This is a genomic window from Dongia rigui, from assembly GCF_034044635.1.
Taxonomy (GTDB): domain Bacteria; phylum Pseudomonadota; class Alphaproteobacteria; order Dongiales; family Dongiaceae; genus Dongia; species Dongia rigui.
Window position 1 is genome coordinate 204,640 of record NZ_JAXCLX010000004.1, and the last position, 18,174, is coordinate 222,813.

16 protein-coding genes and 1 tRNA gene are annotated in these 18,174 nt (G+C 61.5%); 10 read left to right on the forward strand and 7 right to left on the reverse strand.

What is annotated here, in order from left to right:
* Positions 1 to 75 precede the first annotated feature (75 nt).
* Positions 76 to 1,569 carry a M81 family metallopeptidase gene (locus tag SMD31_RS19770; protein ID WP_320502663.1) on the forward strand — a complete coding sequence of 498 codons (1,494 nt, stop codon included), beginning with the start codon at positions 76 to 78 and terminating at the stop codon, positions 1,567 to 1,569.
* On the opposite strand, the gene SMD31_RS19775 is transcribed toward SMD31_RS19770, so the two are convergent.
* Both SMD31_RS19775 and SMD31_RS19780 read right to left on the reverse strand, forming a co-directional pair.
* Positions 1,566 to 2,372, reverse strand: a complete 807-nt coding sequence (locus tag SMD31_RS19775; RefSeq protein ID WP_320502664.1) for a class I SAM-dependent methyltransferase — start codon at positions 2,370 to 2,372, stop codon at positions 1,566 to 1,568. The two genes, SMD31_RS19770 and SMD31_RS19775, sit on opposite strands and share 4 nt — an antisense overlap.
* Positions 2,369 to 3,241 carry an alpha/beta hydrolase gene (locus SMD31_RS19780; RefSeq protein WP_320502665.1) on the reverse strand — a complete coding sequence of 291 codons (873 nt, stop codon included), beginning with the start codon at positions 3,239 to 3,241 and terminating at the stop codon, positions 2,369 to 2,371. Before SMD31_RS19780 ends, SMD31_RS19775 begins: the two co-directional genes overlap by 4 nt.
* A 239-nt stretch (positions 3,242 to 3,480) precedes the next feature.
* Between SMD31_RS19780 and rplM the strand changes: the two genes are divergently transcribed.
* From rplM to SMD31_RS19800, 4 genes are all read left to right on the forward strand, one after another.
* On the forward strand, positions 3,481 to 3,945 hold the full coding sequence (gene rplM, locus SMD31_RS19785; RefSeq protein ID WP_320502666.1) for a 50S ribosomal protein L13: 465 nt from the start codon (positions 3,481 to 3,483) through the stop codon (positions 3,943 to 3,945).
* 2 nt (positions 3,946 to 3,947) lie between these two features.
* Positions 3,948 to 4,457 (forward strand): 30S ribosomal protein S9, encoded by a 510-nt coding sequence (gene rpsI, locus SMD31_RS19790; RefSeq protein WP_320502667.1) that lies wholly within the window; start codon positions 3,948 to 3,950, stop codon positions 4,455 to 4,457.
* Between the two features lie 105 nt (positions 4,458 to 4,562).
* Positions 4,563 to 5,483: an N-acetyl-gamma-glutamyl-phosphate reductase gene (gene argC / locus SMD31_RS19795; protein ID WP_320502668.1), complete on the forward strand. Its 921-nt coding sequence runs from the start codon at positions 4,563 to 4,565 to the stop codon at positions 5,481 to 5,483.
* A gap of 2 nt (positions 5,484 to 5,485) precedes the next feature.
* A complete protein-coding gene (locus SMD31_RS19800) occupies positions 5,486 to 6,019 on the forward strand; it encodes a gamma carbonic anhydrase family protein (RefSeq protein ID WP_320502669.1) in 534 nt (177 codons plus the stop codon).
* 129 nt (positions 6,020 to 6,148) lie between these two features.
* Here SMD31_RS19800 and SMD31_RS19805 read toward each other — a convergent pair whose 3' ends face one another.
* The 3 genes from SMD31_RS19805 to SMD31_RS19815 form a co-directional block, all read right to left on the reverse strand.
* A complete protein-coding gene (locus SMD31_RS19805) occupies positions 6,149 to 7,831 on the reverse strand; it encodes a methyl-accepting chemotaxis protein (protein ID WP_320502670.1) in 1,683 nt (560 codons plus the stop codon).
* Between the two features lie 150 nt (positions 7,832 to 7,981).
* Positions 7,982 to 9,391, reverse strand: a complete 1,410-nt coding sequence (glnA, locus tag SMD31_RS19810; RefSeq protein ID WP_320502671.1) for a type I glutamate--ammonia ligase — start codon at positions 9,389 to 9,391, stop codon at positions 7,982 to 7,984.
* Between the two features lie 48 nt (positions 9,392 to 9,439).
* Positions 9,440 to 9,778 carry a P-II family nitrogen regulator gene (locus SMD31_RS19815; RefSeq protein WP_133613898.1) on the reverse strand — a complete coding sequence of 113 codons (339 nt, stop codon included), beginning with the start codon at positions 9,776 to 9,778 and terminating at the stop codon, positions 9,440 to 9,442.
* 219 nt (positions 9,779 to 9,997) lie between these two features.
* Here SMD31_RS19815 and SMD31_RS19820 point away from each other — a divergent pair, with 219 nt between their 5' ends.
* Positions 9,998 to 11,299 (forward strand): flavin monoamine oxidase family protein, encoded by a 1,302-nt coding sequence (locus SMD31_RS19820; RefSeq protein WP_320502672.1) that lies wholly within the window; start codon positions 9,998 to 10,000, stop codon positions 11,297 to 11,299.
* On the opposite strand, the gene SMD31_RS19825 is transcribed toward SMD31_RS19820, so the two are convergent.
* Positions 11,282 to 12,604: an NAD(P)/FAD-dependent oxidoreductase gene (locus tag SMD31_RS19825; RefSeq protein ID WP_320502673.1), complete on the reverse strand. Its 1,323-nt coding sequence runs from the start codon at positions 12,602 to 12,604 to the stop codon at positions 11,282 to 11,284. The two genes, SMD31_RS19820 and SMD31_RS19825, sit on opposite strands and share 18 nt — an antisense overlap.
* A gap of 183 nt (positions 12,605 to 12,787) precedes the next feature.
* Here SMD31_RS19825 and SMD31_RS19830 point away from each other — a divergent pair, with 183 nt between their 5' ends.
* Positions 12,788 to 13,201 (forward strand): DUF805 domain-containing protein, encoded by a 414-nt coding sequence (locus SMD31_RS19830; RefSeq protein WP_320502674.1) that lies wholly within the window; start codon positions 12,788 to 12,790, stop codon positions 13,199 to 13,201.
* Between the two features lie 90 nt (positions 13,202 to 13,291).
* Here the strand turns inward: SMD31_RS19830 and SMD31_RS19835 are convergent, their stop codons facing one another.
* Positions 13,292 to 14,476 (reverse strand): pyridoxal phosphate-dependent aminotransferase, encoded by a 1,185-nt coding sequence (locus SMD31_RS19835; protein ID WP_320502675.1) that lies wholly within the window; start codon positions 14,474 to 14,476, stop codon positions 13,292 to 13,294.
* Between the two features lie 239 nt (positions 14,477 to 14,715).
* Between SMD31_RS19835 and SMD31_RS19840 the strand changes: the two genes are divergently transcribed.
* From SMD31_RS19840 to SMD31_RS19850, 3 genes are all read left to right on the forward strand, one after another.
* A tRNA-His gene (locus SMD31_RS19840) sits at positions 14,716 to 14,792 on the forward strand.
* A gap of 134 nt (positions 14,793 to 14,926) precedes the next feature.
* A complete protein-coding gene (locus SMD31_RS19845) occupies positions 14,927 to 16,177 on the forward strand; it encodes a tetratricopeptide repeat protein (protein ID WP_320502676.1) in 1,251 nt (416 codons plus the stop codon).
* On the forward strand, positions 16,174 to 18,156 hold the full coding sequence (locus SMD31_RS19850) for a tetratricopeptide repeat protein (RefSeq protein WP_320502677.1): 1,983 nt from the start codon (positions 16,174 to 16,176) through the stop codon (positions 18,154 to 18,156). The genes SMD31_RS19845 and SMD31_RS19850 overlap by 4 nt, the downstream gene beginning before the upstream one ends.
* The last annotated feature ends 18 nt before the right edge of the window (positions 18,157 to 18,174 follow it).

Below are 18,174 nucleotides of genomic sequence, written 5' to 3' on the forward strand. Positions count from 1 at the left end.
AGTATTGATTATCTTCCCAAAATCCTTTTGGGTGACTTCAGCTCATTTGATGGAGGCCCCACCGGGGCATTTGACATGGCACGGATTGCGATCGGCGGGTTTCAGCACGAGACCAACACATTCGCCCCGGTACGGGCGAGCTATCAGGATTTCGAGCAAGCCGATGGTTGGCCGGGCCTCACGCGTGGCGCGGCGATTTTTGAGACTTTCCAGGGCATAAATCTGCCACTGCCAGGCTTCATCGAGCAAGCCAGGGCGCTCGGCCATGAGTTGATCCCACTTCTGTGGTGCTCAGCCTCTCCGTCGGCCCATGTCGAGAAGGACGCGTTCGAGCGGATCGCCGCCGACTTGCTTGCACTCATCAGCAGCCAATCCAAGCTCGATGCGCTCTATCTTGATCTCCATGGCGCCATGGTGACGGAGCATCACGAGGATGGCGAAGGCGAACTGCTGGAACGGATTCGCGCCATGGTCGGTCCACGGCTGCCGATCGTCGTCAGTCTGGACCTCCATGCCAATTTGACCGAGCGCATGCTGCGCCACGCGTCGGCACTCGTTGTTTGCCGAACCTACCCGCATGTCGATCTGGCCGAGACCGGCGGGCGTGCGGCTGAAATCATGGAGCGGCTGTTGCGCCATGGGCCGCTTGCCAAGGCAATGCGTCGTGCCGATTTCCTGGTGCCGCTGCCTTGGCAATGTACGCTGATTAATCCGGCCGCGTCACTCTACCGCGTCGTTGGTGAGGCCGAGGGGCAGGGGCGGGCAGCAAGTGCATCCTTTGCCTTCGGTTTCCCACCGGCCGATATCGCCGAATGCGGCCCGGCCGTGGTGGTCTACGCCGAGGATGCGGCCTTTGCCGAAAGCGAAGCGGATCGCTTGATCGGCCTCGTCAACGCCGCCGAGCGGGAGTTCGCTGGGAAGATCTGGCAGAAGGACGAGGCCGTGCGCTACGCGATGGCCAAGGGAGCCACGGCGACGCGGCCGATCATTCTGGCAGACACCCAAGACAATCCGGGTGCTGGTGGCAATTCGGATTCTGTCGATCTGCTTGAATCGCTCGTCAGCCTGAAGGCGGAGGGGGCTGTCTTTGCCAACCTCTACGACCCCGAGACGGCCCGCATCGCCCATGAAACAGGCTTGCACGGCAGCTTTGAACGGGGGATCGGCGCGTGGTGCGGATCGCCGGGCCTTGAGAAATTTCGTGGCCGCTTCAAGGTGCTGGCCCTGGGCGACGGCAGTTTCAAGGCGACTGGCCCATTCTATCGTGGCAATCACATGCAATTGGGGCCGATGGCGCTCCTGGGTATTGGCGGCACAAAGATTGTGGTCACCAGCCGCAAGCAGCAGGCAGCGGATCAGGCCATGTTGCGGCACCTCGGCGTCGATCCGAGTGCGGCAAAAATCCTGGCCCTCAAAAGCTCGGTCCATTTTCGCGCCGACTTCCAGCCGATAGCCGAGGAAATCCTGGTTGTCGCGGCTGCCGGCGACAATCCCGTCGACAATCGTGCGCTGCCTTATCGCCGCCTGCGCAAGGGGCTGCGTCTGATGCCTCTGGGCGAGGCGTTCTAGGCCTTTTCGGCAACAAGGAGAACGTAGTCGCCTTGCGCCTCCGAGAATCCGGCCCGGATCTCGGCAAATCGACCACTCTCCAGATCGGCGTCGAGCCTTGCGAGTCCTTCGCCGATCTCCTGACCCAGGTCGAGCGCCGTGAACGCGAAAATGTTCCCGCGGACTTTGGCGTCGAAATAGAGTTCCGGCTTGTGCTTGCCACAATAAAGGACGAAGTCGACGGGCTGGGCGGGAACGTTGAACGGCACCACTTGCGACAGGCGCAGTCCGGCAGTCGCCAGCGAGTTCTCGATGCGTGCGCGGCCGGGCATACGCTCCACCGCGCGGCGCATCAGTTCCGGGAAATAGGCGTTAAGCCAGAACTGCCGGGCCTGCTCCGGCAGGGCCGTAAACGCCACGAAGCGGCCGCCAGGCTTGAGGACGCGGGCGATTTCCGAGAAGACGGCGTCGAAATCGCGCAGATGATGCAGCGTCATGGTGCAGAACGCGCCGGCAAAGCTACCGTCGGCGAAGGGAAGTGCCTCGGCATCGCCGCCGACCCATGACAGGCGTGGTTCCTTCACATGCGCCCGGCGCAGCATAAGCGTCGATTGATCCAGCCCGATCGTGACCACGCGCCGATCGGCAACAGCGATGGTGTAGTTGCCGGTTCCGCACCCGATATCCAGCACCGGTTCGGGAAAGGTCACATTCAGCAGCTTGGCGATTTCGGCCGCGAGTGTTGGGTCGGCGCGACGCGTGCGATCGTAGCCGCTGCCGATGCGGTCATAGATGGCGTTGCTTGATCGGGTGTAGTCGGTCATGTGTGCAGCAACTCGGTCACGGCGGCCGTTAGCGGCGCCTGCGCGTCACTCAAATCCCGTGTGATGGAGAAGTGATGTCTTTCAGGGATGATCATCAGCGCGCTCTCTGCGCCGGCGCCAATCAATTTCTCATGATAGCTGCGTGACTGGGCCACCCAGAGTGCAGGCTCGTTCGCACCCGCCGACACCAACGTGCGTGCCTTGCTCAAAATGGGAAGTTTGAGCGGCGAAAGGCCGATAGCCTCGTCAGCCGTCAGACGAACCTCCTGCTGGACGGGAAGGCGCAAAACGGGGGCAATATCATATATGCCGGTGATTAGGGCGGCGGCGCGGATGCTTTCTGGCGAAAATCCATCGCGCGGCCAGTCATGTTGCAAGGCCATGGCACAGATATGGGCGCCGGCCGAATTGCCGGCAAGCGTTATGCGATCTGGATGCCCCTGCATTTCCGCAGCATGGCTCCGCACCCAACGCAGGGCGTCGCGGGTCTGCGCCAGCAAAGCTGTCAGTGAGACGGTTGGACACAGATCATACCCCACCAGGGCCACGGCTGCTCCGCTGGCAAGGAAGGGTGGCACAATATTGGTGTAATGCTCCTTGGACAGGGCACGCCAATATCCCCCGTGGATCCAGACCAGAATAGGCGCCTCGGGCGAGGTGGCGGGGAAGAGGTCGATCAGTTGCCGGGGGCCGGGGCCGTATCTGCAATCGAGGCGGGCACGCCCCTCTGCCGCCAGGGCCGTGCGGATCCGGGCAGATGTGCCGAGGTCCTGATTGAGCCAGGATTCGTGGTCCGGAACCGCGATTCTAGGCATGAAATGTTGGTTCAGCGCCTCATCCGAGAGCGCCGCTAGGTCCACTTCAGGCACCGATCCCTACCGTAAGTTATTGATTTCCAGCATAATTGACAGCCCGGCTAAAAATGTCCAGAACTCCATATGGATGTCTGCGGGTATTTAAATACCGTACATTAACTCATTGAATTCGTTGATGAGAATATCAATGCCCGCCGATATTCCCGTTGACAGACAGCGGAGCAGCCTTTATCACCCGCTGCGAGAGCGAAGGGGCGGTCCCTTCGACGGCAATTACGCTTGAGTGAAGTGTCATGAAGACCTTTTCCGCCAAGCCGGCCGAGGTGGTGAAAAAGTGGGTCCTGATCGATGCCGAAGGCGTCGTGTTGGGCCGCTTGGCGTCGATCGTCGCCAACCATCTCCGCGGTAAGCACAAAGTTACGTTCACGCCGCATGTCGATTGCGGCGACAACATCATCATCATCAACGCGGAGAAGGTCCGTGTCACCGGCAACAAGCTGGAAGACAAGATCTTCTATTACCACACCGGTCACCCGGGCGGTATCAAGGAGCGTGCCTGGGGCAAGATCCTCGGTGGCAAGCACCCCGAACGCCTGATCATCAAGGCTGTCGAGCGCATGGTCCCCCGTGGTCCGCTCGGCCGCGCCCAGATGAAGAATCTCCGCGTTTACGCCGGCACGGCGCATCCGCATGAAGGCCAGTCGCCCGTGACGCTCGACGTCGCCGCGATGAACCCGAAGAACAAGAGGATTGCGTAATCATGGCGCAAGAACCGCAGAAGATCACCGATCTGAAGGACCTCCGCAGCGCCACCCGTGGCGTTGCCGCTGCTGGCTCTGCCGCTCCGGCCGCTGCGCCGAAGTATGAGCGCAAGGTCGATGCCCAGGGTCGCGCCTATGCGACCGGCAAGCGTAAGGACGCCATCGCCCGTGTCTGGATTAAGCCGGGCACCGGCAAGATCTCGGTCAACGGTCGCGACGTGACGGTCTATTTTGCCCGTCCGGTGCTCCGCATGATGATCAACCAGCCGTTCGGCATCGTGAACCGCGCTGGCCAGTTCGATGTCACCGTCACCGTCGTCGGTGGTGGTCTTTCGGGCCAGGCCGGTGCCGTTCGTCACGGCATCAGCAAGGCGCTCACCTATTTTGAGCCGGACCTCCGTGGTCCCTTGAAGGCCGAGGGCTTCCTCACCCGTGACAGCCGTACCGTCGAGCGTAAGAAGTACGGCCGGGCCAAGGCTCGCCGCAGCTTCCAGTTCTCGAAGCGTTAAGCGCGTCTACCAGCCCAATCACTTCGCTGGGCTTGGCAAAAGGGGTGCGCATTGCGCACCCCTTTTTCTTTGGGCACAATCCGGCCCCATTCTCGGAAGGGCGACATGGCGACATCAGCCAGGATTTTCATCGACGGCGAAGCTGGCACGACCGGCCTTGGCATACGCGATCGCTTGCAGAACGTTGCGGGCATCGAGCTGAAGAGCCTGACGGGCGACAAGCGAAAGGACCCGGAGGCGCGCCGTGCGGTGATGGGCGATGTTGATCTGGTTGTGCTGTGCCTGCCGGATGACGCGGCCAGGGAATCTGTGGCGCTCGCCGACAGCCTGGGCGCGAGGGCTCCAAAAATCCTCGATGCCAGTACCGCGTTCCGGGTGGCACCCGACTGGGTCTATGGTTTTCCGGAAATGGCGCGGGGCCATGCCGAGAGAATTGCCGCGGCGCGGAAGGTGAGCAATCCCGGCTGCTATCCGACCGGTGGCATCGCGCTGCTGCGGCCGCTCGTCGATGCGGGGGTAATGCCCGCCGATTACCCAGTCACGATCAACGCGGTGAGCGGGTATTCCGGCGGCGGCAAGTCCATGATCGAGGCCCACGACAAGGACGGCGGTCCGGCCTTCGAACTCTATGCGCTGGGCCTTGCGCACAAGCATGTCCCAGAGTTGATGACGTTCGGGAAGCTGACGCGCCGCCCGATCTTCGTGCCATCGGTCGGGCATTTCCGCCAGGGCATGCTGGTCTCGGTTCCGCTGCATCTCGATACGCTGCCGGGCAAGCCGAAGGCCGCGGATCTGCAGGCAGCTCTTGCCGCCCATTTCGCCGGTGCCGCACTTGTGTCGGTCCTGGATGCCGAGAGCAGTGGCAAGCTGGAGCCGGAGGCACTCAACAACACCGACAAGCTTGAACTGCGGGTCTTTGCCAATGACGCAGTCGGCCAAGCCGTACTGGTGGCACGCCTCGACAATCTGGGGAAGGGCGCGTCAGGTGCTGCCGTCCAGAACATCCGTCTGATGCTGGGGCTTTAGCCATGAGCGCAATCGTGATGCCCTTCAAGGGGGTACTGCCGGTGATTGCGCCCGGTGCTTTCGTGGCACCCACAGCGGTCGTAATCGGCGCGGTCGAGATCGGTGCAGAGGCATCGATCTGGTTTGGCTGTGTGCTGCGCGGTGACTCCAACACCATCAAGATCGGCCCCCGCACCAACATTCAGGACGGTACCGTCATCCATGTCAATCATGAGCGGGAAGGGGCAGCCGGCACCAGAACCACCATCGGCGCCGATGTGACGGTTGGTCACATGGCTCTATTACATGCCTGCACGGTGGAAGACGGTGCCTTTATTGGTATGAAGGCCTGCCTGATGGATGGCGTTCATGTTGAGAGTGGGGGGATGGTCGCTGCTGGCGCACTGGTGACCCCCGGTAAGCGCATTCGCAAAGGGGAGTTGTGGGCCGGCTCCCCAGCCAAGTTGATGCGCGCGCTCACCGATAAGGAAATGGCATATTTTGCTTATTCGGCGAGGCATTACTGCGAGGTCGCGGCCAGCTATCGGAACGCCTAAAGAGGTTTCCGGGATGGTCGACGGGAAATGCTCGACCTTCTCGCGCCGGCGCAAGGGTCGCCTGAAATAGCAGCGTTGGCGACAGCAAATATCTGGGTCGCCCCATACCGCTTGCGGGTCATCCCGGCACTACAATTTACGAATGGTGGACAGGAACTGCTCCACCTCTTCGCGCAATGCCCTGGCCTCGGCGGAGAGGGAGTTGCTTGAATCCAGCAGTTGGGTGGCCGCGCTGCCGGTCTGATTGGCGGCATTCGTGACAGTCTGGATGCTGGCTGACATATCGCGCGTACCGGTGGCCGCACGCTCAATGCTCTCGGCGATTTCCTTGGTCGCCGCATTCTGTTCTTCCACCGCCGCGGCGACGCTACCGGTAATCTGGTTGATCTCCTCAATCGTGCTGGCGATGTGCTCGATGGCCTGCACCGCTTGGCCGGTTTCATTTTGGATACCGTTGATCTGCTGCGAGATGTCTTCAGTGGCCTTACCGGTTTGATTGGCAAGGTTCTTAACTTCAGAAGCCACCACGGCAAATCCTTTTCCTGCCTCGCCGGCGCGCGCCGCTTCGATCGTGGCGTTGAGGGCCAGCAGATTGGTCTGACTGGCGATGTCGGTAATCATCTGCACGACCGCACCGATTTTCTGGGCGGCGTCGGCCAGCTTCTTGATCTGGGCGTTGGTCGAAACCGCTTCACTCGCGGCCTGGCCTGCGATTTGGCGAGAGCGGGACATCTGTGAGCCGATTTCGCCGATCGAAGCGGTCAGTTCCTCGGTCGCTGCGGCGACCGAGTTGACGCTTGCCGAAGCCCCCTCGGCCGTCGCGCTGACGCGCCCTGCTTCGGTTGCGGTCTCCTCGGCCACATGAGTCATGGACTGTGCCGTGCCCTCCATCTGCGCCACCGCACCGACTACGGTTTGCAGGCGCTTCGTCACCATCCGGTCGAAATCTTGGCACAGCGTTTCAATCTGCCGCGTGCGTTCCTCGCGCCGCTGTTGCTCCTGGGCTTGCCGCTCCGCCATCCCTTCGGCGCGAATGGCGTTGTCCTTGAAGACTTGGACAGCCTGCGCCATCTGGCCGACCTCGTCCCCGCGATCGAGGCCCGGAACGTCCGTTTCTCGTTCTCCGGCGGCAAGGCGTCCCATGGCAACGATCATCCCGCGGATTGGTCCGGTAATGCTGCCGGCAATGATCCAATTGACGGTAATGAGGATGATAGTCGCAAGAACCGATGCGGCAGCGATCAAGGTAATCAACTTGCTGTTGGTGCCCTGGGCATCCGTGCCAGCGCTGTTTCCGAACTGCTCGATCAATTCTCCCAGCGCTTCCATACGACCTTCAAGATCCGTGAAGGCGGTCATGAACTGCGGGAATTTCTCTCGTCCTGCGACCGTGTCGGCAAGGGCGACCAGAACGATTTCCTTGGCCGCGGCGATATAGGCGTGAAGCGGTGGCACAACGTCGTCGACCGCTTTGCGTATCTCGGGCGCAAGCGGCAGGGCCTGCAACTTGGCGATGGATTCCTCAAATGACGCGACGTGGTCGGCAAGGTCAGTCTTGATCGCTTCCTGATCCTCCGGTGCGCCATAAGGCCCCGTCACCAACGCGAACAGCACGTCGCCGCGCAACGCGTCGTGCATCATGTCGGCCTGCTTCTGGTTGAGCACCGCGCTGGTCGATGTGATCGAGACGTCGAGGCCGGCATTGCTAAGCAGCATCCCGAAAAGGCCAAGTCCCGCAGTGATTGCGAGCCCTATGACGGCAGCGACACTGGCGATAAGGAGCCGGCTGCGAAGTGACATCTTGTTCTTCATCAATGCCCCCTAACTAAGTTGAAGAGCATTTTGGATTAATACCGTGAATTGTTCCTTAAGTTGATCTTGGGAATAATCTCCGTGATGCTGAGAAAAAAAAGGCGGCTGGGTTGCCCCAGCCGCTCAGTTGGTACTGCCGCAAGGATTCTATTAGGACGAGTAGTACATCTGGAATTCGATCGGATGCGGGGTGTGTTCGAGGGCGTAGACCTCTTCCCACTTCAGTTCCAGATAGGAGTCGATGAAGTCCTTCGTGAAGACATCGCCCTTGAGCAGGAACGAGTTGTCGGCCGAGAGGGCTTCCAGGGCTTCACGCAGGCTGCCGCAGACCGTCGGAACCTGCTTCAACTCTTCCGGCGGAAGGTCATAGAGGTTCTTGTCCATCGGATCGCCCGGATGGATCTTGTTCGCGATGCCGTCGAGGCCTGCCATCACCATGGCGGAGAAGGCGAGATAGACGTTCGCGGTCGGATCCGGGAAGCGGACTTCGACGCGCTTGCCCTTCGGGCTTGCCGTATAAGGGATACGGCATGAAGCCGAACGGTTGCGCGACGAGTAGGCGAGGAGCACCGGCGCTTCGAAGCCCGGGATCAGGCGCTTATAGCTGTTGGTCGAGGGGTTGGTGAAGGCGTTGAGGGCCTTCGCATGCTTAATGATGCCGCCGATGTAATAGAGGCAGGTCTCGGAGAGATCCGCATAGCCGTTGCCGGCGAAGAGCGGCTGGCCGTTCTTCCAGATCGACTGGTGCACATGCATGCCCGAGCCGTTATCGCCCTTTACGGGTTTCGGCATGAAGGTCGCGGTCTTGCCATAGGCATGAGCGACGTTCTTCACGACATACTTGTACTTCTGCATGGCATCGGCGCACTGCACGAGCGTGCCAAACTTCACGCCCAGCTCATGCTGGGCCGGCGCCACTTCGTGGTGATGCTTTTCGACTTCGACGCCCATGGCAGCGAGGGTGGTCAGCATTTCGGCGCGGAGGTCGCCGGCCGAATCCAGCGGGGCCACCGGGAAGTAGCCACCCTTCACCTTCATGCGGTGACCGTGGTTACCTTCCTCGAACTTCTTGTCGCTGACATAGGACGCCTCTTCCGAGGTGAACTCGACCGAGGTCTTCTGCATCGAGACGGTGTAACGCACGTCATCGAAAACGAAGAATTCCGCTTCCGGACCGACATAGATGGTGTCGCCCACGCCCGAGCTCTTCACGAAGGCTTCGGCACGCTTGGCGATCGAACGCGGATCACGGCCGTAGTTCTGGCCCGTGAGCGGCTCCAGCACGTCGCAATAGATGATGAGCGAGGTCTGCGCGGCGAACGGGTCGAGCACGGCCGTGCTGAGGTCCGGGGCCAGCGTCATGTCGCTTTCGTTGATGGCCTTCCAGCCGGCGATCGACGAACCGTCGAACATGACGCCTTCGGTCAGCAGATCCTCGTTCACGGTCGAAACGTGATGGGCGAGGTGGTGCCACTGACCCAGCGGATCGGTAAAGCGGAAGTCGACGTACTTGACGTCCTGTTCTTTGATCAGATTGAGGATCGTCTTGATGTCAGACATGGGATGTTTCCTTGCGATGTCGTTTTTTGAAGGTGTTTCTGGTCAGGCTTAGATGGCGTCGAGGCCGCGTTCGCCAGTGCGGATGCGGACCACTTCTTCGATGTTGGTGACAAAGATCTTGCCATCGCCGATGCGGCCGGTGGCGGCAGCCTGGCGGATGGCTTCGATGGCGCGTTCAACCAGGGCATCATCGAGGACGACTTCGATCTTCATCTTGGGCAGAAAATCGACGACGTATTCGGCACCGCGATAGAGTTCGGTGTGGCCCTTCTGGCGCCCGAAGCCCTTGGCCTCGGTGACGGTGATGCCTTGGATGCCAACCTCGTGGAGGGCGTCTTTCACTTCATCGAGCTTGAACGGCTTGATGATGGCTTCGATTTTCTTCATGGGATTCCCCAGTGTTGTTGCCAGTGCTACTTGCGCCACGTCGAGGCTGCTGGCGCGATAGAGCAAAGCCCGTGCCAGCCTGTAACGTATTGTAAATACTAGGCTCGCGCGGTGAGCTTCCGATCGACTGCCTGCTTTGTGGGCTGCGCTGCACAAATATTGTGCAGGGGTAAAATTAGGCCCTTGAGCGGCACCGCGAGGGCAGGCAGGATCCGCGCCATGCAAAGCGAGATACTCATCATTGGCGCTGGCCTTGCCGGCGCCACCGCCGCCGAAAAACTGGCCGTCGCCGGTCATTCCGTGCTCATGGTCGAAGCGAAGGAACATGTGGGCGGGCGCGGCTATACCCGTGGCTTCGGCCATCTGGCACCGACCCTTGAGTTCGGCGGTTCGTGGATCACGCCGTGGCATTCGCGCATGCAAGAAGCGTGTCGGCGGCACGCCATAGAGCTGGTCCCGACCGTCCCGATGGGACAGCGCCTTTGGCACGACGGCACGGCCCTGCGCCAGGATAATCCCGTCGCCGCAAGCGAGCGCGACCATTACGAAACTGTCATGGCTGCTATCGCCGCGGACGCCAGAAGGTTGAAGGCTGGTTTTGACACCAATGCCGCCGGCGCACCGCTGCTATCGATCACGCTCGATGAATACATGGCGCGCCACAGGGTGATGCCGGCGACCGAGGCGCAGATCATGGCCTGGTGGGCCATTTCCGGTTCCGGCGATCCGGCCACCGTCTCGGCCGGCGAATTCCTGGCCTCTTGCGGCTATATCGACGGCACGCCCGAAGGCATGATGAAGGCGTTGACACACACGCCGTCGCCCGGCGTTTCCACGCTGGTCGAGCGTATGATCTCGAGCGCGGGCGCCAAGCTGCAACTGGGCTTTCCCGTGGCGCAGATCGAACAGAGTGCGGACCTTGTGCGCGTGACGGCGCGTGACGGTCGGTCGCTGACATCCCGTGCCGCCATTGTGGCCCTGCCGTTCAATGTCCTGCGCGACATCGATTTCGGCGACGCCCTGTCGCCAGTACAACAGCGCGCCGCCACGCGTGGCCATGACGGCCGCGCCGTGAAGCTGTGGCTCCGCCTCAAAGGTCTGCAGCCAGGTTATCTGGCGACGGGCGGCCGGCACGCTCTGGAGTGGCTGTTCGTTCCCTATCAGGGGCAGGATGGGACGGTCCTGGCGGTGGGCTTTGGCCTCGACGATGGCCGTTGGCGCCCCGATTGTCGCCGCGACGTTGAAGCGGCGCTCGCGCGCCTGGCGCCGGCCGCGGAGCTGGTCGGTTGGGATTGGCACGACTGGTGTGCCGACCCATTTGCCCGTGGGACTTGGCTGTCGGCACCGGCGCGGGGCGCCGATATCACGCCGGATACCTGGCGATTGACGGGCCACCTTGCCTTCGCCACATCAGACATCGCGCGCGATGCCGCCGGATGGTTCGAAGGCGCCATGGCAAGCGGGGAAGCCGCCGCTGCCGACATCGTCAAAACTCTCGAGCGCTCAGTAGCGCGTGCTTGAGCGGCCGATCTTGCCCTCGGCAAAGCGGGCGAAGCGGAAGGCATTGAGATCAAGGCTCGGCTTGCCATCGACGATGATTTCGCTCGTCAGCTTACCGACGATCGGCCCCATCCCGAAGCCATGGCCAGTGAGGCCGGTGGCAAGTACCAGGCCCGGTACCTCGGCAACAGGCCCCAGCACGGGTATGCCATCCGGCATGAGATCGACATTCCCGGCCCAGCTCTCAATCGCCTGAACGCCCACCGCTGTGGGGAAGAGGCGCCCCAGTTGTGCCACGGCATTGCGAACGCGCTTCATGTTCGGCGGAATGATCGGGTCGCGATCGTGAATCCACTTCTGCCGCGCTTCCGGCCGCCAGGGTAAGCGATGCAGAAGATCCCGAATTGTGACTTCGTTGACGCAAAGCGCCGTTGCGTCGCGGTTATCCCACAGCGATGGCAGGAACGATCCCAGGGCGCGAAAGCGATCAAGGGTGATGTCGACATCGACCTTCAGCTCTTCGGCCAGATTGAGACTGCCGTCGCTGCGCTGCCGGAAGCCGATATGATGGCCATAGAAGGCGATGCGGCTCAAAGCCGGCAGTGGATTGGTGCGCGAACAGGTGAATCGCGCCAATTGCTGCGGCAAGAACAGGCCCAGGCTCTTCATCACGCGAAAAGATGAGGCACCCGCGGCCAATACCACGTTTCTGGTCCGGATGGTGCCGGCTTCGGAGACAACCGCACTGACCGCACCGGCCTGACGGTCGATCGCCACGGCCCCGCAGCCTTCGAAAAAGAGAGCGCCGAGGTCAGTCGCTTTGCGTGCCAGGGCCGGCGAGGTCTTGCGTGGTTCTGCCTGGCCTTCCTTGGGTCCCCAGAGACCACCTGGCCCAGGATCGACCAGCCCAGGGATGAGTGCCGACACTTCTCGTGAAGAGATGACCTTGGCGTCGATACCAAAGATGCGGTCGCGCGCAGCGCCGATCTCGAAGCGGGCAAGTTCCGCTTCATCGCGTGCCAGGAACAGGTTGCCTTCCTGGCGCCATTCGATGTCCTGGCCCAGCTCCGCCTCCAGCCCCTGCCAAAGTTTGAGGCCGGCAATCATGAGCGGTGTTTCCGCTGGGTCCCGGTCCATGGCGCGCACAAAGCCCCAGGCGCGGCCGGATTGCTGCCCGGCAATGCGCGACTTCTCCAGAACGACAACTTTCAAACCGCGTTTGGCGAGGTAATAGGCCGCAGCACAGCCCTGTATGCCGGCACCGATAATGACGGCGTCGGCTTCCGTGGGCAGAGGCTGCAGGCTGAATGTCGATAGGATTGGCATGCAACACTCTTAGCCAATGGTGGCGGCGCTGTGAAGCGATCCATGCAAGATGGCGATCTGCCAAGGCTGATCGGATCGTCATTGTGTCGGGCTGTTGAACCTTTCCTGCGCTCGCCGCGACACAGCCTGCATATCGGGTGGCGGGCCGTCTTGGGTCGCCCAAATCAGATAAAGGACTTTCCGATGGATCTGCGCAGCATTTACCTCGTCGACCAGGGCCGCATCGCCCGCCTGCCATATTTCGGCTTCAGCCTGGCACTGACTGTCCCCTACATGATCGTTGCCTATCTTCTGGCAAGCCTTCTGGGTGTCTTTGGCGGCGTCCTGGTGCTGGCACTCTATGCCATCATCGCCTATCCCTATTATTGCCTGATGGCCAAGCGCCTGCAGGATTTCGGCCAGCCTGGGAAATACGCGGTCGTGGTCATCGGCGTTGGCGTTGCCGCCGCCTTGCTGCAATTCGTCGAAGCGCTGCAAGGCGTGTCCATGGCAATCAGTGCTGTGCAGACCATTGTCGGCCTGGTCATCCTCTTCGTGCCGGGTAATCCGGCCGACAACGCCTATGGCGCCCCGCCCAGCAAGCTCGCCACGGCTTGATCTGCCGAAATAATCGGGGGCAAAAAGAGCAGGGCGGGGGAAGCCATCGCTTCTCCCGCCCTTCTTTACTTCAGACGTATCGTCCGCGTCTTAGGCGGCCTTGCGCTTTTCCAGGAAGCTGCCGATGCGCTTGATGGCCTCGCCGATGTTCTCGATCGAGTTGGCATAGGAGATGCGCAGATAGCCTTCGCCGTAGGAGCCGAAGCTGGTGCCGGCGATGCTGGCGACGCCAGCTTCGTCCAGCAGTGCGACTTCCAGCGCCTTCGACTTGAAGCCCGTGCCCTTGATGTTCGGGAAGGCGTAGAAAGCGCCATAAGGCGTGATGCAGGAAACGCCCGGCAGCTTGTTGAGCTCGGAAACCGTGAAGCGGCGGCGTTCGTCAAAAGCCACCATCATCTTGGCAACTTCGTCTTTGGGGCCGGTCAGGGCGGCAAGACCCGCCCACTGCGCCGAAGCATTGACGCAGGAATGGACGTTGATGCACAGGCGGGTTGCGTGCTCGATGAGGCTCTTGGGCCAGACCGAATAGCCCATGCGCCAGCCGGTCATGGCATAGGTCTTCGACCAGCCATCCAGCATGATCAGGCGGTCGGCGATCTGCGGATACTTCAGGAACGAGGTATGCACCTTGCCGTCATAGAGCATCTCGGAATAGATCTCGTCCGACATGATGGCGACGTTCGGGTGCTTCTCCAGACCCTTCACCAGTTTGTCGATCTCGTCCTTCTCGACGATGCCGCCGGTCGGATTGGCCGGCGAATTGACGATAATGAGGCGGGTCTTGGGCGTGATGCGCGACAGCACGTCCTCGGCCTTGAAGCCGAAACCGTTCTCCTCAAGGAGCGGCAGTGGCACCGGCGTGGCGCCTGAGAACTTGATGGTCGATTCGTAGATCGGGAAGCCCGGATTCGGATAGATGATCTCGGCGCCCGGTTCGCCGAACATCATGATGGCGAAATACATGGTGACCTTGCCGCCCGGCACGATCAGCACATTGTTGGGGTCGACGGTGGTGATGCCGTGGCGGCGGTTGAGGTCGTCGGCGACGGCCTGGCGCACTTCGGGGATGCCATTGGCTGGCGTGTAGCCGTGATGGCCGTCCTTGAGGGCCTTCATGCCGGCTTCGACGATATGGGCCGGGGTCTGGAAATCCGGCTGGCCGATGGAGAGGGCGACGATGCTGCGGCCCTGGGCGCGGAGGGCATTGGCGCGGGCCAGCACCTCGAAGGCGGATTCGGTTCCAAGGCGGCTCATGCCGCCGGCAAGCTGAAGCATTGGTCTTTCCCCGGGATAAATGGTCTTACCGGCCCTGGTTTGCCCGGCCGGAACGGATCGGCAGTTTAGGTCCGGCGCCACGCCTTGAGAGGCTCTACGCGACGGATTGTTATACCTGGGCGACAGCAGGGTTTTCTGGGATGCGCCCCCCGGATGGCCCGCAAATCCTTGACGGCGGGGGTAGGGTCGTTTACATCGCTGGCCGCGTGCCGGGCCAACGTCCGGCCACGCCCCCGGTGGCGGGTGTAGCTCAATTGGTTAGAGCGCCGGATTGTGATTCCGGAGGTTGCGGATTCAAGTTCCGTCACTCGCCCCATTTTCCCACGCGAATCTACCAACAAAATCAAAGCCGTTTGGCCAGTGATCCCCGCATTTGGCTTAAATGCCAAAAGTTGCGCCAATCGACCTATCGGTTATGGTTAAGCAACCTATGGCTGAATCTGGAATCACATGTCGCGGCCGCTGTCGTTCCTTGCGTATTCCTCCGCGTTGATCGCGATCTTCATTGGCCTGCCATCGGCGGCATCGGCCAAGGCGCAAACGGACTATTTGGCGTTGTGCCGGGCCGACAGCGTCACGGATCGCCTCCGCGTTGAAGCCTGCGGTTTTGCGGGACACAACGAGGCCTTGCCGGCCGATGCGCGTGCCGACGCCTTGTCCCGCCGTGCCCAGGTAATTGCGGGAGTGATTGCGGGGCAGGCAAAGGGGGATGGCGACTTTGCGCTGCGCGACCTCGCGCGGGCGGATTTCGAGGAAGCGCTGCGCCTCGCCCCCGAAAATACCGACATCAAGCGGCGCTATCTCGCCTTCAACAATCACTGGACCGGCAAAGCAGACGCGCAACTGGCAACCGCGAACGCCCTGCTGACCGAAAATGGCGAAGATCCTGAAGCGCTGTTGCAGCGCGGCCTGGCCTATATGCGCAAGGGCGACAACGCGAAGGCACTCGCGGATGTGATGAAGTCGGCCGAACTCGACCCCAGCAATGTCGAAGCCTTCATCGCGATGGGCCAACTCCTCACCAACATGATGCGCAACGAGGAGTCTTACCAAGCCTACACCAAGGCGTTGGAACTGGCGCCCGCCCGCGACGAGATCCGGCTGCAGCGGATGGGGCCGGCGTTGGTCGCCCAGCATTTCGATGCGGTCAGGGAAGATGGCGATCTGACGTTGGGCGGCAAGTTCGCCAAGACGCCTCTGTGGGATGTGCGCGGCGCTGCCAATTACATGCTTCAAGACTACAAGACCGCGGCTGGGGACTTTGCCGAGCAACTCAAGCTCGACCGGCTGGGCGTGCGTGCCTTGGTTTGGCGGTTCCTGGCGCAGTACCGCGCTGGTATGGCCGGCAAGGACGAAGCCGCGGACAAAGCCAGGGAGTTGGGCGATCATTGGCCGTCTTCAGTTTTCGCATTCTTTGCTGGTTCTGCTGCCGAGACCGACATCTTCGCCCAGATCGACCGGTCACCGGCGGAACTGCGCGCAACCCGCCTTGCCCAGGCGCATTTCTTTATCGCCGAATGGGGCCTCGTGACCCAGGCACCGCCAGCTTCCGTCACGCAACATCTTCTTGCCCTGCGTGATGCGGGGATTGCCTTTGGCATGGTCCAGACGACGCTCATGGGCGAACCGGCCGTTATGAACGATAACAACATTCTTGAGATGTCGGTCGGTACCGCGAGATTGCGCGAGGTCGCGCCATGAGCCGAATTCTCATCGTCGTTGCATTCATCCTGGCGATCGCACTCGGTGGCGTCGCGGGCTATCTCTCAGTGGACAAGGCCCCGCCGCAAGTTCCAGCGCCAGCCGTCGTCGCACAGCCAGAAATGCCGACAATGGCGGCACAAGCATCCGATGACGGGGATTACGGCCCGGATTGGCCGATCTGCCGCGACATGTCGAACGACCCGACGCTCCGCTTCCGGGCGTGCGACAACGTGCTTGCCAAGGGCGGGCTGACGCAACGGCATCAGTCTTGGGCGCTCAATAATCGCGGCACCGCAAACCTGGGTATGAACAATGTCGAAGCGGCGATTAAGGACTTCAGCACGGCCTCGAAGATCGATCCGGGCAGCGCATCGCCATATATCAACCTTGCCAACATTGCCCGCAAATACGGCCGTCTTGCCGAGGCACTCGAACTGACAGACAAGGCGATCGCGCTCAGCCCGAGCGACGATGTCTATTGCGTACGCGCCGCCACATTGCGCGATCTCGGTCGGGTGGAGGAAGGTCTTGCCGCCACCGATGCAGCTGAAAAGCTGGGGCCCCTGTCAGATTGCACCAAGTTCATTCGCGCTCATTTGCTGGAGTTGCACGGTCAGAACGAAATGGCGCTTTTGGCGCAGGCCGATATCGGCGAGAACGACAAAGCAGCCAGCGCCGCCGCCTGCCAGCGCGCACGTTTGAAAGCCCAGGAAGGGAAGCTGCGCGAAGCCTTCGATCTCTATGCCCAGGGCATGCGCCTCGATGCGGATAATAGATGCGCGGTTGCCAACGCAGCTCTCTATGCCCCTTACGCGATGCCCTTCGACGAGGCCTTGGTGTTCATCAAGGAGGCGATGCACACACATCCCAGTCTTCTTGAACTGAATTGCAACCTTGGCCAGGTCTATGAAATGCAGGACGAGAATCGCCTGGCGCTTGCTGCCTATAACGCTGCGATCGAAGGTGTGCCGACAGCCAAATGCGGCTTTGCCCAGCGCGCCAGATATTGGGCCCAGCAAGGGGATCTGACGGCGGCCCTGAAGGACTACGACATCGCCAGTCGTTTGCCGCCAGAGAGAAGCGACATCTGGAAGGGCCGGGCCAAGGTCATGGCAAAACTCGGCCGCAGCCAGGACGCTCTGGCCAGCTACGACCGGGCGCTTGCGCAGGCTCCGGAAGATGCCGAAGCGCTGCAGGAACGGGGTGACTTGAGAATGGCCCTGCAATTCTATCCGCAGGCCAGCGAGGATTTTGCAGCGTTGGTGTCGTTGAAGCCGGGGGCGGGGTACGGGCATTATCGATTGGCACTTGCGCGCTTTGCCACAAAGTCTTCCAAGGGGGCCGTCCAGGCCTGTGCCCAGTTGCCGGCCGGAGATGCGTGGGAAGATGCCTGCAGGCTGCTCAGCGCCGAAGCACAGCTGATGGGTGGCGACCCGGCTGGCGCCATCGCGGCGCTCGAGCAAATGGCTTTGCAATCCCCCATACGCCGGCACGCCGATCTTTTGGCGGTGGGTATCCTGCTGATGAACGGCGAGGTTGAAAGGGCAGCGGCCGCCATTGATAGATACCGCGCCACTTATCCGGATCAGCTATATGGCGCCGTCTGGGCTGCACTCGTCGCACGGGCCGCCAATAAGCCTATTCCAGCAGATGTCACCTCCCTTTCCGACCGCAACGACATTTGGCCGATGCCTGTGCTGCGCCGACTTGTGCAGGGCGGGCAGCCGGCCGACCTGCTGGCGGCTGCCGAGACGCCGGACCCACGCTTGTCGCGACAACGGCTAGGCGAGGCAGAATTTTATCTGGGTGTCGGCGCGATGCTTGATGGCGATGCAAATGCCGCCGCCAGGTATTTCAAGAAGGCCGTGGAGACCGGCTATGCCGAGCAGGCGAAGGAGGCTTATCCGGCCGCTTACAGTTTCTCGAACGGGCAGGAATTTGCCATGGCGGCCTGGGCTGCATCCGATGAACATTGAGCGAGAGGATAAGGCATG

Bases quoted from the DNA above. Each gene is read 5' to 3' on its own strand.
- SMD31_RS19770 (WP_320502663.1), top strand. From the start codon at position 76: ATGGCACGGATTGCGATCGGCGGGTTTCAGCACGAGACCAACACATTC.
- SMD31_RS19775 (WP_320502664.1), bottom strand. From the start codon at position 2,372: ATGACCGACTACACCCGATCAAGCAACGCCATCTATGACCGCATCGGC.
- rplM (WP_320502666.1), top strand. From the start codon at position 3,481: ATGAAGACCTTTTCCGCCAAGCCGGCCGAGGTGGTGAAAAAGTGGGTC.
- rpsI (WP_320502667.1), top strand. From the start codon at position 3,948: ATGGCGCAAGAACCGCAGAAGATCACCGATCTGAAGGACCTCCGCAGC.
- argC (WP_320502668.1), top strand. From the start codon at position 4,563: ATGGCGACATCAGCCAGGATTTTCATCGACGGCGAAGCTGGCACGACC.
- SMD31_RS19800 (WP_320502669.1), top strand. From the start codon at position 5,486: ATGAGCGCAATCGTGATGCCCTTCAAGGGGGTACTGCCGGTGATTGCG.
- SMD31_RS19805 (WP_320502670.1), bottom strand. From the start codon at position 7,831: ATGAAGAACAAGATGTCACTTCGCAGCCGGCTCCTTATCGCCAGTGTC.
- glnA (WP_320502671.1), bottom strand. From the start codon at position 9,391: ATGTCTGACATCAAGACGATCCTCAATCTGATCAAAGAACAGGACGTC.
- SMD31_RS19815 (WP_133613898.1), bottom strand. From the start codon at position 9,778: ATGAAGAAAATCGAAGCCATCATCAAGCCGTTCAAGCTCGATGAAGTG.
- SMD31_RS19820 (WP_320502672.1), top strand. From the start codon at position 9,998: ATGCAAAGCGAGATACTCATCATTGGCGCTGGCCTTGCCGGCGCCACC.
- SMD31_RS19825 (WP_320502673.1), bottom strand. From the start codon at position 12,604: ATGCCAATCCTATCGACATTCAGCCTGCAGCCTCTGCCCACGGAAGCC.
- SMD31_RS19830 (WP_320502674.1), top strand. From the start codon at position 12,788: ATGGATCTGCGCAGCATTTACCTCGTCGACCAGGGCCGCATCGCCCGC.
- SMD31_RS19835 (WP_320502675.1), bottom strand. From the start codon at position 14,476: ATGCTTCAGCTTGCCGGCGGCATGAGCCGCCTTGGAACCGAATCCGCC.
- SMD31_RS19845 (WP_320502676.1), top strand. From the start codon at position 14,927: ATGTCGCGGCCGCTGTCGTTCCTTGCGTATTCCTCCGCGTTGATCGCG.
- SMD31_RS19850 (WP_320502677.1), top strand. From the start codon at position 16,174: ATGAGCCGAATTCTCATCGTCGTTGCATTCATCCTGGCGATCGCACTC.